12 protein-coding genes are annotated in these 13,293 nt (G+C 55.9%); 3 read left to right on the top strand and 9 right to left on the bottom strand.

What is annotated here, in order from left to right:
* Positions 1 to 1,451: 1,451 nt before the first annotated feature.
* Complete coding sequence (locus QSJ30_RS00480) at positions 1,452 to 2,045, bottom strand: hypothetical protein (RefSeq protein WP_285605817.1); 594 nt, start codon at positions 2,043 to 2,045, stop codon at positions 1,452 to 1,454.
* 174 nt (positions 2,046 to 2,219) lie between these two features.
* On the opposite strand from QSJ30_RS00480, the gene QSJ30_RS00475 reads away from it, so the two are divergent.
* The 3 genes from QSJ30_RS00475 (at position 2,220) to QSJ30_RS00465 (ending at position 4,131) form a co-directional block, all read left to right on the top strand.
* A complete protein-coding gene (locus tag QSJ30_RS00475) occupies positions 2,220 to 2,675 on the top strand; it encodes a DUF6896 domain-containing protein (RefSeq protein WP_285605816.1) in 456 nt (151 codons plus the stop codon).
* A 17-nt stretch (positions 2,676 to 2,692) separates the two neighbouring features.
* Complete coding sequence (locus QSJ30_RS00470) at positions 2,693 to 3,604, top strand: arginase family protein (protein WP_285605815.1); 912 nt, start codon at positions 2,693 to 2,695, stop codon at positions 3,602 to 3,604.
* An 86-nt stretch (positions 3,605 to 3,690) separates the two neighbouring features.
* Positions 3,691 to 4,131 (top strand): hypothetical protein, encoded by a 441-nt coding sequence (locus QSJ30_RS00465; RefSeq protein ID WP_285605814.1) that lies wholly within the window; start codon positions 3,691 to 3,693, stop codon positions 4,129 to 4,131.
* 120 nt (positions 4,132 to 4,251) lie between these two features.
* Here the strand turns inward: QSJ30_RS00465 and QSJ30_RS00460 are convergent, their stop codons facing one another.
* From QSJ30_RS00460 to QSJ30_RS00425, 8 genes are all read right to left on the bottom strand, one after another.
* The gene (locus tag QSJ30_RS00460; protein ID WP_285605813.1) at positions 4,252 to 4,383 is read right to left on the bottom strand and encodes a hypothetical protein; all 132 of its coding nucleotides are present in this window, start codon (positions 4,381 to 4,383) and stop codon (positions 4,252 to 4,254) included.
* Positions 4,384 to 4,721: 338 nt separating this feature from the next.
* Complete coding sequence (locus tag QSJ30_RS00455; protein ID WP_285605812.1) at positions 4,722 to 5,978, bottom strand: hypothetical protein; 1,257 nt, start codon at positions 5,976 to 5,978, stop codon at positions 4,722 to 4,724.
* A 145-nt stretch (positions 5,979 to 6,123) separates the two neighbouring features.
* Positions 6,124 to 8,061, bottom strand: a complete 1,938-nt coding sequence (locus tag QSJ30_RS00450; protein WP_285605811.1) for a hypothetical protein — start codon at positions 8,059 to 8,061, stop codon at positions 6,124 to 6,126.
* Positions 8,058 to 8,606, bottom strand: coding sequence for a hypothetical protein (locus tag QSJ30_RS00445; protein WP_285605810.1), 549 nt, complete (start codon positions 8,604 to 8,606; stop codon positions 8,058 to 8,060). Before QSJ30_RS00445 ends, QSJ30_RS00450 begins: the two co-directional genes overlap by 4 nt.
* Positions 8,603 to 9,838, bottom strand: coding sequence for a dsDNA nuclease domain-containing protein (locus QSJ30_RS00440; RefSeq protein ID WP_285608037.1), 1,236 nt, complete (start codon positions 9,836 to 9,838; stop codon positions 8,603 to 8,605). Before QSJ30_RS00440 ends, QSJ30_RS00445 begins: the two co-directional genes overlap by 4 nt.
* Before the next feature lie 437 nt (positions 9,839 to 10,275).
* The gene (gene clpA, locus QSJ30_RS00435; protein WP_285605809.1) at positions 10,276 to 12,528 is read right to left on the bottom strand and encodes an ATP-dependent Clp protease ATP-binding subunit ClpA; all 2,253 of its coding nucleotides are present in this window, start codon (positions 12,526 to 12,528) and stop codon (positions 10,276 to 10,278) included.
* Entirely contained in the window at positions 12,521 to 12,838 is a 318-nt protein-coding gene (locus tag QSJ30_RS00430; protein WP_285605808.1) for an ATP-dependent Clp protease adaptor ClpS, read from the bottom strand. Before QSJ30_RS00430 ends, clpA begins: the two co-directional genes overlap by 8 nt.
* A 22-nt stretch (positions 12,839 to 12,860) precedes the next feature.
* Positions 12,861 to 13,193, bottom strand: a complete 333-nt coding sequence (locus QSJ30_RS00425) for a PqqD family protein (RefSeq protein WP_285605807.1) — start codon at positions 13,191 to 13,193, stop codon at positions 12,861 to 12,863.
* Positions 13,194 to 13,293: the final 100 nt, after the last annotated feature.

Below are 13,293 nucleotides of genomic sequence, written 5' to 3'. Positions count from 1 at the left end.
CATGCCCCAGCATCCCGGCCTATGGCTCACCCAGGTCCGATTGAATTCCTCCCAAACCCTACTCTCGGAACCGGACCTACTCCGTCTACCGGATTGGACGAACCTGCCAAAGGCCTCAAGAGTCATCGAAGATCAGGTGGTGCATCTCCACCTCTTCGCTGGAAGCTACTCCTTTTGGGCAGCGGCTGCGGACTATCAGTCTGGTAATTTTGTCGGATTCTCCAGGGACCATTCCTCTGATCCTGGAGGGCGATGGGGTGTCATACCGTACATGCGTTTACTAGGTGTCAGGAGGGCCATCAAGATCGATGGCGTGTTGACCCGAGTACCCCTAGAGCGTGACGAGCACTTCCAATCCATTCAGCTCTGGAAAGCACTGAAGTTGTAGCGGTGATCGAGCGGCCATCGACCTTAGCTCAATCTTCCGCTTCGCCTTTGGCTTTCATCCGGTCATGCCTGGTCAACCCGCCCAGCTGATGGTGTCGGCAATAGGCTTGGAAGTTCAGCGATACCTCCTTGTCCCGCATGAGCACCTTGAACGCTCGAAGGAGGAGATCGCTTCGTGGGCTATCCAACACAAGGTAGGAGAAGTTCAATTCCACATACGGAGTGAAGACCCCAAGCTTGGCCTGCTCCAAAGCCCGTTCTTCCCAGGGGCGGAGGGGCTCATCTGAGTGAGGCCTTCTACAAAGTCGAGTCCACATCGAGGGCTCCTTGTGTAGTAGCAACCTGGAATAACGGGCATCCACGGACCATCAAACGCCCACGGATTTGTGAGCCCACGCCAAGACCGACAAACCTCGAACAGTCGATGACCTGGACATCCCCGAGGTAATGGGTCTCCAGTCCGTCTGGGAGCCGTTGTAGGGATTCGCATCGCTCAACGTGGATGCGACTGAACAGGGATGTGAGCCCGGTTCCGAGGTCAGCCAGGTTGGGGCAGTCCGTGATCCACGAATCTCCGCGTAGGACGAGGCCCGGAGGAAGGATGCGAACCTCGGCGTCACCTTGAATGAGCAACTTTCCTCCCGGGCCAATCCACTGGATGAATTGATCCCGCTGCTCAAACCTTCGGAGGAACCTCAGGGCCCGTCGTCGATCCTGGAATTGCAGGGCCAAAGAAAGAGGATGGATGCCAAATCTCGCCAGGAGTTCCTGGAGGGCCTCCTGGGATAGGGTTCGGGGCATTAGATGGGCGAGAAGAGCCACCCTGTAGGCGACATGAGATTCCTCCTGGAGGATGGCCACCAGCGCTTCAAAGGGAGCCAGGCCCGCCCGAAGGAGTGAACGGTACAGTCGGTCCTCGTTCATGCCGGTGAATCGGCCCTTAGGTGGTGGATTGCTGCCCTCCAAAACGGGCTCAGGGGCGCTTTTGGCGCCCCTGAGGGGGTTGGGTTGGGCTGGGAGCATCGAAGGGGGTTTTTGGGGACCAAGGTGGCGCCCCTTCTGAGCTACAACTTCACCTTTTCGGGTTTGACCTTCTCCTCCAGTCGGAACCGAAGAGTGCCATCATCCCGCCGCCCAAGCTCCTGCTCGTACTTGGTGAGGGTGCGGGTCAGGGAATCCCGCTGCTCGGTGAGCTGAGTGATGAGAAGGTCCACCATCTCCCCGGCAGGGGCCTTGGGGTTGAAGAGGCTCACCACGCGGGCCTTCGCACGATCATGGAGACCCGTCCGAGCGGCCTTGGCCTTCTTCCACCTCGGGATCAGCTTCAGCGCTGCGCTCTCCTCGGCGGTCTTCTTGATGACCTCCACCAGGGTCCACCCGTTCTCCCAGGCCAGCTTTACGAAGCCCGGCTGGAGTTCGTCCTTCAGGATGTCTTCCGCGTTGGGGTACTTCAGCACCCGATTGGCCGCCTTCGTGGCCACGATTCGGGCGAGCCGGTTGTCCTTGGTATCCTCGCTTCCCTCGAAGAGGTAGTAGGAGATCTCGACCTTCTTCCCAGGCTTGGTCACAAGCAGCAGGGGCGTCCGCTTGTCGGGGGCTGCGTTGGGAGCCTTGGGTGCCAGGTCCTTCTTGGGGGTGATGGGCTGGGTGATGGCCATGATTCGATCCTCCAGGCTGCTTGGGCGATCTGCCCAAGGAGATGGGGAAGCTCTGCTCTCCCCTACCTGGATATTCACGACGCCTTGCACTCCTGGCACGCCCCAACCTGCGGATTTCCGCGACCATCAGGGCACCTCATAGGCTGCGGGCGACTATAGCAGGGCTTTATTGGGATGGCTGTTGAGAGAGGCGAAGCCTACACTCTGAACGGGAACCCCATGGACACTCATCTAAACCTCCTCATTCAGGACTATGCCCGCGCGGTCAATTCAGCCGTCGCCTTGATGCAGAAGGGAGGATTACCGAAACCATCAAGCAACATAGAGTGGTCCAGGTATGAGATTCCCCAGAAGGGAGTCCTTCCCGGTGGCGTTCCTTACTTCAAACACGGGTTTGGTTGCTTTGTGGAACTGCCAGGAAGCCCTGTGGATTTTGATTTCGGATTTGAAGGACAAACTAACGGCTTCGATTCTGGACGGCTTTTGCGATTTGCTGGCGATAGGCTTCACTCGTATGGGTTCTCCTCAGTAGCTGATTTCGAAAGCATATTCAAGCAAGCCGTGGACAGCGGTTCGCTTCGGTTTTCGGGCTACGTCCTCTATTACCCTGAGCCCAGCAACGGCGCTTAGCCTAGGTGGAGAATCGTTTGATAAAAACGCTTCATCTGTTCCTTCCCGACTTCGGCCCTCTTGCCGAAAAGGATGTTTACCGCCGACACATCGTCACTGGAGAACGTGCCAAGGCGGAGGGGATCGCGACACTCACGCCTTCACGATCGGCCAGGATCGAGGATCTTCTCCTCGTCCACACCCCCAAATACATCGGAGCTCTGCGGAGCGGTGAACCCCCTGAATTGGCTTCCTCGGGGGGAGTGTGGTTCCCGAGTTGGATCGATGTATCGCTTTCAGTCCTCGGGGCATTCCTGGACGCTATCGATTCGGCCTTGGTGCATGGAGTCTCCGGAATGCTCGGAGGTGGTGGCCATCACGCCTACCCGGACCACGGAGGAGCGTTGTCTCCAGTGAACGACATCGCGATTGGGGTCCACTACCTTCGGTCTAAGGGACTCCGCCGGGTGCTCGTCCTAGATCTCGACGCTCACTTTGGCAATGGCACGGTAGCCTCATTTCCCGATGATCCCGATCTGTTCCTCTTCGATTTTCACGGGCACGCTTCGGACTTCGGGCACCCAGATACGCCGCATCTCTTCAAGAACTTCAGAGTTGAGCCTGACGCAAGGCTCTACCTGCAGGCGCTCCGCAAGGAATTGCCGACGGTGATTGATGAATTCCAGCCTCAAGCGTGTCTCTACGTCGCGGGAATGGATGTTTTCTCCGGAACTCCCAATCCTCCGTTGCGGCTGAAGATCCCAGACATAGAGAAGCGCGAGGCCTTCGTGTTCGAGGTTCTATCGAACCAGAAGGTGCCTGTGGCTTACGTTCATGCGGGTGGATACGCGTCGGTCGAAACCCTGGTAGGGCTTCACATGATCACAGCTCGGTTCGCACATGGGGCTTTGACGCTCTACGGCTCTACCAGGATCAATTGGTTGCAATGAGTTTATGAAACTTAACCATCAGCGACGTAGAAGTCTCAGGAGATATTCCAATGACACCCGTACGACTCCAACCCAGCGCAGCGCCAATGAAATTCCAGCGCCTTGGAGAGTTCTTCGGCTACTGCGATGGCGATGGGAACCGGGCACAACACCCAATTCGAGAGGTCACCAAGGCCGTTCTTCTTCTCACCTGCCTACTTGGCGCTCTTGGCGCGGGTATCTGGTGGATGATTCCAAAGAAAGTCGAGCCGACAAACGCGGAGACCATGCTAAAAATCCAGGCGTCCTGTTTGGCTGAACTGGATCGCGCTGATAGGGCCGTTACTTATTATGCCGAGCAAATCCAGAGGGAACAACGCCGCCTTGACGGGCTCAAAACGGCAGGCATTAAACAAAGGGATGATGATTTTGACATGCTGAAGCTCTATCAGGCGATCTATCGAGAAAACCATGAGCGGGCTGCTCGCTATCGAGCCGCAGCGCAGGCTCTGAATATGTACCCTCAGGAACGAGCCCCGGCAAAATAGGGGATCAGCGCTTTCTTCAACAAGTTGAGAAGGTGCATGAGACGCCTAACGAAATGAAGTTAAACCGGCCCGCGAAGCGGGGTCGGCTTGAATGAATTGTTAGGTGCGGTTGCACCAAATCTAATCGCCCTTCTTGTGCTTGTGAGGCTTGAGCGATGGCGTATTCTTTGGAGTTTCTTTGTTGTCACGTTGACGCTTATCTGGCTTACCTGTTGATTTGGCGATTCTTTTTGGACCCGGCTTGATTCCCATGATTTTCTCCTTTTGGCTCTGCCGATTAAGAATTTACTTGACTTGGATGGTGAGCGCCTAACGAATGCAGCTAACCGGCCACGCCTGCACCGAGGCGCTGAACGAACCCTCCCCCAAGCAGGCCCCCCATGAAACCTGATCGCTAGGACCGGGTGGTTCAGGGCCGACGGGTTGTCCCCGCCGAACCCCAGAAGGAATCTACTCGCATATATCGGCAATTGGGCCAGTATCTATATGTCTTACGACCGCGCGTCCAAACCGGATTGGATTCGACCTCTCCAACCACAATGAAATCAATGCTGTCCGTAGTCTCCGTAGACTACGGACAGGCCGGACTTTCAATTTGAACGCGGTTTGTTTTTCGGCCACCGCTGGCGGATCTTCCCCGATTCATCGCGCTCATTCACCCTCTCCCAGGCCTCGGCCTGCTGAATGGCCTTCTCCAAGTTCCGCATGAGGTGTTGAAGCCGCTCGGCCAACTCTCTCGGTGATTTACCAGGTTCCAGGTTGATCAGGATCTGGGCAAGCTCCTCAACTTCTCGCTGATCGGTGCTCTTCCTCCTCGGCTTGGAAGAGAACTCTGGGTCTTCCGAGCTTAACCTCTGAGCCTCTTTGATGACTGCGACCAGGGCCCATGGCTTTGCTGACTCAATGAATGCCCGAGGAATTTTGGAGATCTCCGACTGAGCCAAGAACCATTCGGCATTCGGCTGATCTAAGACTGTCATCGCAAGACGGAGAGCCCGCTGTGACAGCTGGGCTTTCGGGTTGGTGTTGCCCTCGAATTGGAAGAAGCGCTTCTTTGATGCGAGAGCCCTCCCATCCTTGTCCTTGTTTACAAGGAGAAGGGGTGCCTGACCTGAAGCCCATTTTCTAGAATCAGAGACGCCCTTCTCTGCCGACTTGGCCTCAGCTAGGACAGGATTTGCCTCGGGGACCTTCTTCTTCCGCGTAAGGGGTAGCGCCGGTTTCCAATCCGTGATGACAAGGTGGACCTGCGTGCACTCCCATGGAATTCGCTTCTTCCCTGTGCTCTCACGGATGATCAATTCCAAGTGGTCCTTGTCGGGCCGTTCCTGTCCCGATTGCCAAGCAGAGTGCTGATGCTCTCCGACGAGACTCATTACCTTTCGCGCTTCCTTCTGGTCGAAATACCGAAGGGAGGGTTCAGCCCCCTCATCTCTCCTCCCTTCCTCCTCCAGCATCAAATGGGCGAGGTTGAATGAATGAACTTGATCGAGATGGGTTTCAAGGTCTTCCATAGATCCATCCCACCTTGAGCGAAGGGCACTTTCCCCGCCTTCCTTCTCCTTCCTCTTAGGTGCTTTCTTGCAATGAGACAGGGCAAATACACGGGTCCCGGGAGCATCACCTGACACCTCAGAGATGAGCCTTGATAGAGGCTTGAGCACGATGCTGTTTTCCGGGCGTGTTCGTGAGCTTGGTTTAGGAGGATCCTCCAAGAGGTTGATCAGGTGACGATCGACCCCGGAGCCTTCTAGAACGCCGTGAGCCAGCTCATCCGAGAGTTGGCCGAATGTCCTGAAGGTTGTCGAAATAGAATCCGCCAATAAGATTCTTAGAATCGCATTCATCAAAACTCCAGATTTACAATATAATAGTGTTTTTAAAAAAAGGCATAATAATTCAACCCGCACATCCTGAAGGTAAAGACAGCTTTAATCGATAAATCAGATTGAAAGAAAGTAAAAGACTAGGAGTTTCCCAAAATATATTTCCTCAAGGGCCAGTATAGTAAGGGATTAAACTCGGCGCGTCAGGTTCACCTGCCATTCTCCTCTCGGAGAAGTCCTGTATTGGCGGGTCAGGATGAACCAGATCGGAGTCTATAAGAAGGAACTGCAACTTGGGTTCATCCTGATCTCTGGAGATTTGATAAATCTCCCTATAAAGAGATTGAATTAGCTCTGGGTTTTCATCTTCACTGATATTTTTGGTTGGGCTATCCATTATTAAAAGTGTAGGGACTGGCAATCCACGGCCCCGTGCAACCAGGTGAATAGCCAAGGCATAGCACACATTGAAAAGAGTTTTCTTCCCGCCGCTACCAGTATCCCAAAAAGTCCAATCTTGATCACCATGTACAACTGCGGGTTTCCAGTTGCGCGGATCAATCAAAACATGATCCTGCTCAGACACACCAGGGAAAGAAATTGCAAGCATTATTCGTTTGAATTCTCTAGCTATAGCAATAATATTTTCGTCAGCATTATGTAGGCGATCACGCTCTTCAGCAAGATTCCTCCTAGATCTATCTATTCGTCCTTGCAAAGCACCAGCTTCCTCTTCTAGGGCGTTAATGGCATGAGGCATCTGTTGAAGGCGCTGTAGAGATCGAATTCGTTCGCTGAGAGTGGCAATTTCCCCCTCAATCGCGCGAATATTTTCTACAAATGCAGAATCATATCTTGCCAATTCTTCTTGAAGTTGCGCATCTAGGGATTCTTTTAATGTTTTCGCTTTAACTAGCTGTTTTTTCATACGGTTCAATTCGCGTTCTCTTCGGGCAATAGAATCAGCAATTTGATCGATACGCTCATTAAGATCGCGGCGCGCCACTTCTTGATCCAAAGAACTGGTGATTCTGTTATCAACCTTCGGGCTACCACACAGCCTGCATTGATCTTCCATTTGAGGCCTACCCAAGACATCGGCCCCACAATCCGGACAGCGTTGACAGTGAACACCCTCCAGAATTTCCCAGGCCTGAGTGACTCGCTCCGCTTTCGTCTTGGTAGTAATAAATTCGGCGCGAAGTGCCCTTTGTTCTTCAATAGATTCAGTTGATTCCGCAATTGCCAAACTGATACTTTCGATATCTGAACTCAATCGTCGCAAAGTACTCCTGAGTTCATCAGTCGGATGAGTTTCGGAATACCTCGTGATTTCAAGTCTAGCACGCTCGGTTTTGGCCATATTTAATGCTAGCTCTGTTTCTTGAAGCTGGCCAGCCATATCGAGTTCTGATCCAAGTTCAAACCGGCTTATAAATGAACGAATTTGCAACACAGCTTCTCTTTTTGTCCGCTGCTCATCAATAATTTGCATTAATTCAGTTTCCAGTTGACTCAATCGTTCGGAATGCAAACCTGTAAAAAATTTCATGGCATCTTGGCTTTTACGACCACGAAAGGGATCTTCAAGCCTGAAAAATGAGGAGTCCAAATGAGCTTGATCGAGATAGCAGTACCACCATATATCACGGAAGCTTAGGCGAATTAATGGTGATTCCGGGTCACGACTCCGTTGACGCACCTTAATCGGAGTAATACCACATAGATAAAATATTAAATCACTTAATGAATACACTTCTGCATCTAGCAACGATTCGGACTGGGCCACGAGTGGAGCATTAACGGATCCGATGTTATTATCTATACCATTCCAAGTAACTCTTACACGTTGGTTATCATTTGCTGCTCGCTCGATTGTGCAATCGTAGCCACCAAGTTTAAGAGAAAGTTCTACCGCTACAAATTCCAGCTGAATCGCAGGAGTACGCTCTAACTCTCCGCCGAAGCAATAGTCAATTAGACGGGCTATGGTTGACTTTCCCGTACTAACCGGACCATGCAAGAATGTCACAGAATCCGAAAAGTCGATTTGCTCAACCGTTCTTCGAGTACGAACCAGAAGTTTCTTGAGATGAATTTTCATATTGATATCGGAGAATTTGATTTCAAAGAAATGACCTCTGGAAATGTTTCGTAAATAAATTTCATTAGGTGGGTTGCTGTCAAATTAAAATGTGTTTTAAGTAATTTGGCTCGTATCGAATATTGTTTAAAAATACCTAAATCACTAAGTTGTCGTGCAACATCACCACCCATATCGGTAGCAGAAATAATCACCTTTCGACCGTCGATTCTGACAGTAGCAAGATTTTTGGCTACCAATATGTTCAAATACTCACGGTATCGATGGTCCCACGGGCCAAATCGGTATCGAACCATTTTGGACTCGACACTATGACGCTCATGGTCTTCCAGTTGAACCGCATGAGGAGAGCGACCCTTTGCTTCTAGCGCTCTTTCGAGCATTAACGGGTAGCGCAGCAGAAAATCGAGCTTTGCGAGCTTTGTCATCCCTTCAATTACTCCAGCTTGCCCCTCCTCTGCAAATGCATCCAAGAGAAGAAGAACCCTAGCAGCATGCAACTCGGGAGATTGATCGAGATTTGCGATCATCTCAACATAATTCATCCCTGGACCTCCCATGGCCGGTCGAGGCTCCATTGAACTAGACACTCTGACGTCAACGAATAAGCAACACCCTCTAGATGCTCGTTACTACATTCGTATAATTGACTACCATCCATCCGGCGCTGAAGAAAACGAGAGCGTAGTTCTGAGAGCATCTCCAACCCAAACAAATGCTCTTCTGATTTTGCTATCTCGAATACGCGCGCCGCGTCGCTGAGAACGAGCGATCGAACATGCCCGTATCGCTGAAGGCCCGATTCACGGCCATGCTTCCTGGTCCAAACGATTCCTAAATAATCGGCTTTATCTCGAAGATCTAAGGCAGAATTGCGAGATATTGCCGAAAAACCACCTGCATCAAGTTTTTTTAGAAGAAGGTCCCTATTGCCGACACCAGGTTCCGACCATGCCTCAGGGGCTCCTTCAAGTGTGGCGTTCAAATTTAAGCCGGCCTCAAGCAAATCAATAAAATGCGAACGGTTGATACATTTAGATTCAATGCGAATAAGTAATTCTCTCCCCTCTGGGTCGATAGTTGCTGAAATATAGGCGGGCAATACATCTTGATGCGCGAGGGAAGAAGCTTTCCCACATTCCCATGTCAAATTGCTCCCAACTTTCACGATTAAGGAATGGGCGCAATCGGCAGCCCTAGTCCAAACTTCCGTGAGGGTGGCGACTAGCCTGACATCAATGTCGGCGAGTTTAGGCAGATCATCACTAGCCTCAGTTTTGGAAAGTGCTGTAAATACAATTTCTTGCGATAGATCGGCTTCCTGGGCAACACGACGCAGAAATCTTGCAACGGGCCCAGGAAGATCCTGTATTGAGTGAGTCGTCTTTATTTTATTAAGGACATATCGAAGATTTTTTCCGTTCTCTGCTGCAAATAATGGGTGATTTGTAAGAAAACGGAATACACGGAATTGGCCAGGGAATTGGTTTTCCAGTTTTGCAAAACGGGCACATGAATTAATTACAGTGGCTTCATTGGCTTTCCATACATCTTGATTTGATTCACGAGTTTTTATCTGTAATCCTGAAAACATCCCACCAGTGTGTCTCAACACTATATCTTCATGATGTTCACAAAATACTTCTTCAACATCCTCCGTCTCATCCAGCAACATGCAGCAACAAATTGCAGCATATGTCCACTGGTATCGATATCGTCGAGCAGTATCATCCCCCGGATCCCCAACTGCTGGGACAGTGTCAGGGGACGGAGTCATGCCATTAGGCATGGATCTTAATTTTTCGAATAGTACCAACACGTGAAGACAATCTGGCCATAAGTCTCATCTCCCACTAGTTCCTTACCAAGCCAAGTTGATTTGGATCTTCCCACGACCTTAATTTCTACTTATTACCCCGAATCAAACGAACTGCTCGTCGATAATGAGCACCCCGGGACGAATTGACAAGATTTCCGCCTAGGGTTTCACCATTCTCCTTGCAGTTCAAGCAAGTGCTTGGATGTAACCTTCCCGGTCCGGTACCCTCTGGGCAAATCTGCATCTAACCAGACTTCGCCAAGCGAGTCAGGACGTGGCTTGAAGCCCTTACCTGGTACCAGATTTGGACCAAACGTCTAGAGCCGGGCAAACCTCTGGCCCTTCTCAACGAAGAGCCTCCGCCAGCTCCGGGTCCGGAAAGACCAGGGCCCTGGTCAGCCGAAAGACAGGCACAGCCGGCCGTCCTGGAGGTCCACGGTGGCCCGGCCACCCTTGGCCAGGGGCCCGAAGAGAAGTGCCTCGGCCAGGGGGCGGCGCAGCTCGCGCTCGATGAGCCGCGCCATGGGGCGGGCGCCGAAGGCCGGGTCGTGGCCCTTCTCCGCCAGCCAGGCCCGGGCCGCGGAGGTGCAGACGAGGCTGACGCCCTTCTCCTGGAGCTGATCCTCCAGTTCCCGCAGGTGCTTGTCCGCCACGCGGACCATCGACTCGCGGCCCAGGGGCGCGAACTGAAGGATGGCGTCGAGCCGGTTGCGGAACTCGGGGCTGAAGGCCTTCTCCAGGGCGCCGGTGGCCGTCCTCCGGGCCCCGGCCTCCGCGAAGCCCACCTGCCGGGCCGACAGCTCCCGGGCGCCCACGTTGGTGGTCATCACCAGCACGGTGTGGCGGAAGTCCGCGCTGCGGCCGTGGCTGTCCGTGAGCGTGGCGTGGTCCATCACCTGGAGCAGGATGCCGAAGAGATCCGGGTGGGCCTTCTCCAGCTCGTCCAGCAGCAGCACGGCGTGGGGGGATTTCCGCACGGCGTCCGTCAGCAGGCCGCCCTCCTCGTAGCCCACATAGCCCGGCGGCGCGCCGATGAGCCGGGCCACCGTGTGCTTCTCCTGGTACTCGCTCATGTCGAAGCGCAGGAAGGCGATGCCCAGGGCCCTGGCCAGCTGCTTGGCCAGCTCCGTCTTGCCCACGCCCGTGGGCCCGGCGAAGAGGAAGCAGCCCATGGGCTTCAGCGGATCCCGCAGGCCGGACCGGGCCAGCTTGATGGCTCCGGCCACGGCCTCGCAGGCGGCGTCCTGGCCGTAGATCTGGCCCTTGAGGGCCCCTTCCAGGTTTGCCAGGGCCTCGCGGTCGTCCGCACTCACCGAGGCGACGGGTACCCGTGCCATGCGGGCCACCACGGCCTCGATCTCCAGCGCGCCGATCTTCTTGGCCCGTTCCTTCCTCGGCAGCAGCTTCTGGGCGGCTCCGGCCTCGTCCACCACATCGAGGGCGCTGTCCGGCAGCTTGCGGTCCGTCAGGTGTTTGGACGCCAGGCGCACGGCGGCCTCCAGGGCCTCGTCCGAGTACTTCACCCCATGGTGGGACTCGTACGAGCTTTTCAGGCCCTGCAGGATGTCCAACGCATCGGCCGTGGTCGGCTCGCTCACCTCCACCACCTGGAAGCGCCGGGACAGGGCGCGGTCGCGGTCCAGGGAGCCCTTCAGGTCCTGGAAGGTGGTGGCGCCGATGCAGCGCAGGTCGCCCGAAGCGAGGGCCGGCTTCAGCAGGTTGGCGGCGTCCATGGCGCCGCCGCTGGTGGCGCCGGCGCCCACCAGGGTGTGCAGCTCATCCACGAAGAGGATGGCGCCGGGCTCATCGCCCAGGGCCTTCAGCACGGCCTTGAGGCGCTCCTCGAAGTCGCCCCGGTAGCGGCTGCCCGCCAGCAGCGCCCCCAGGTCCAGGGCGAAGATCCGCGCATGTTTCAGGGGTTCGGGCACTTTCCCCTCGTGGATGCGGCGGGCCAGACCCTCGACGATGGCGGTCTTGCCGACGCCGGGCTCGCCCACCAGCAGCGGGTTGTTCTTCCGGCGGCGGCACAGCACCTGGGCCATGCGCGTGATCTCCGCCTCGCGGCCCACCAGGGGATCCAGCCGCCCCGCCGCGGCCCGGGCCACCAGGTCCGTGGCATAGGCCTCCAGGGGGTGCTCGGCCACGGTGCCTTCTTCTTCAGGCTCCTGCTCGACCTGCTTCTTGGCGGAGGCCTTCGCCTTCGCCGCCGCGGGCCCGTGGCTCAGCACCTTGAGCAGCGCCAGCCGCTTCACGCCGTGCTTCTCCAGGAGGTGCCGGGCGTGGCTGGCCTCCTCCTCCAGGAAGGCCGGCAACAGCTCGCCGCCGCCGACCTCCTTCTGCCCGGCGCTGAAGGCGTGGACCAAGGCCCGCTCCACCACCCGCACGAAGCCCAGGGTGCTGTGGGGCTGGACCTCCTCGCCCTCGGGGACGGGCTCGAACAGGCGCTCCAGGGCGGCCTCCAGGTCGCGGCGCAGGGCGTCGAGCTTCACGCCGCAGCCCTTCAGCGCCTTGGCGGCATGGGGATCGTCCAGCAGGGCCAGCAGCAGGTGCTCCAGGGCCACGTCCTCGTGGCGCCGCGCCTTGGCCAGCTCGAAGGCCCGCTGGAACCCCTGGTTCAGGTCCGCACTGATGTTCGGGGATTCAGGCATCTTCCGCCTCCACCGTGAGCAGCAGGGGGAAGCCCTCGCGCTCAGCCAGCTGGCGGCCGCGCTCGGCGCGGGTCTCGGCCACGTCCTTGGTGTAGACGCCCGCCACGCCCACGCCCGCCTTGTGGACCGCCAGCATGATGGCCGTGGCTTCGGACTCGCTCTTGCGGAAGATCGTCTTCAGCAGCCACACCACAAACTCCTGGGTGGTGTAGTCGTCGTTGTGGAGGAGGACCTTCCACAGGCCAGGCTCTTTCACCTTCGCCCGCTGGCGGGTGAGGACCTGGCCCGCCTCCTTCACCTGCCTGGCCATGAGGGATGCCTCCGCGTCCAGTCTAGGCGAAACGCACGAACCCGCCCCGGGCCAGTTCCCGGAGGAACAGGGCGGCCCGGAAGCCGGCATCGGGCTCGCCGGGGTGGGCCTGAGCCATGGCCTCCATCACCTGGGCGACGGTGCGGGTCCCGTCGCAGGCCTGCCACACGGCCGTGCCGCGGGCATCCAGCTTCACCCGGAAGTTGGGCCGCTTCATCAGCCGCACCAGCCAGGCCCAGCGCGGCGACAGGATCTTCGGCCGGATCAGCACCACCGTCCCGCCCTCACCGGGCTCTGAAGCCAGGGCCTGGACCGGCACGAGGGCGAGGAAGGGTTCATCGGGGAAGGAGGTCATAGGGATCCAGACATCTCAAGGGTGAGGATAGAGAAGGCCCGGCTTGGCCGGGCCTTCTCGTGGGGATCCGGGGGTGTGCGCTGTCGCGCACACCCCCGGA

Origin of the sequence: Geothrix edaphica (genome assembly GCF_030268045.1) — a bacterium.
In the GTDB taxonomy this organism is placed as follows: Bacteria; Acidobacteriota; Holophagae; order Holophagales; family Holophagaceae; genus Geothrix; species Geothrix edaphica.
The sequence above is the reverse complement of the archived record's forward strand: the minus strand, read 5'-3'. Positions and strand labels throughout refer to the sequence as shown.

Bases quoted from the DNA above. Each gene is read 5' to 3' on its own strand.
- QSJ30_RS00430 (WP_285605808.1), bottom strand. From the start codon at position 12,838: ATGGCCAGGCAGGTGAAGGAGGCGGGCCAGGTCCTCACCCGCCAGCGG.
- QSJ30_RS00460 (WP_285605813.1), bottom strand. From the start codon at position 4,383: ATGGGAATCAAGCCGGGTCCAAAAAGAATCGCCAAATCAACAGGTAAG.
- QSJ30_RS00455 (WP_285605812.1), bottom strand. From the start codon at position 5,978: ATGAATGCGATTCTAAGAATCTTATTGGCGGATTCTATTTCGACAACC.
- QSJ30_RS00475 (WP_285605816.1), top strand. From the start codon at position 2,220: ATGGCTGTTGAGAGAGGCGAAGCCTACACTCTGAACGGGAACCCCATG.
- QSJ30_RS00425 (WP_285605807.1), bottom strand. From the start codon at position 13,193: ATGACCTCCTTCCCCGATGAACCCTTCCTCGCCCTCGTGCCGGTCCAG.
- QSJ30_RS00465 (WP_285605814.1), top strand. From the start codon at position 3,691: ATGAAATTCCAGCGCCTTGGAGAGTTCTTCGGCTACTGCGATGGCGAT.
- clpA (WP_285605809.1), bottom strand. From the start codon at position 12,528: ATGCCTGAATCCCCGAACATCAGTGCGGACCTGAACCAGGGGTTCCAG.
- QSJ30_RS00450 (WP_285605811.1), bottom strand. From the start codon at position 8,061: ATGAAAATTCATCTCAAGAAACTTCTGGTTCGTACTCGAAGAACGGTT.
- QSJ30_RS00480 (WP_285605817.1), bottom strand. From the start codon at position 2,045: ATGGCCATCACCCAGCCCATCACCCCCAAGAAGGACCTGGCACCCAAG.
- QSJ30_RS00440 (WP_285608037.1), bottom strand. From the start codon at position 9,838: ATGACTCCGTCCCCTGACACTGTCCCAGCAGTTGGGGATCCGGGGGAT.
- QSJ30_RS00445 (WP_285605810.1), bottom strand. From the start codon at position 8,606: ATGAATTATGTTGAGATGATCGCAAATCTCGATCAATCTCCCGAGTTG.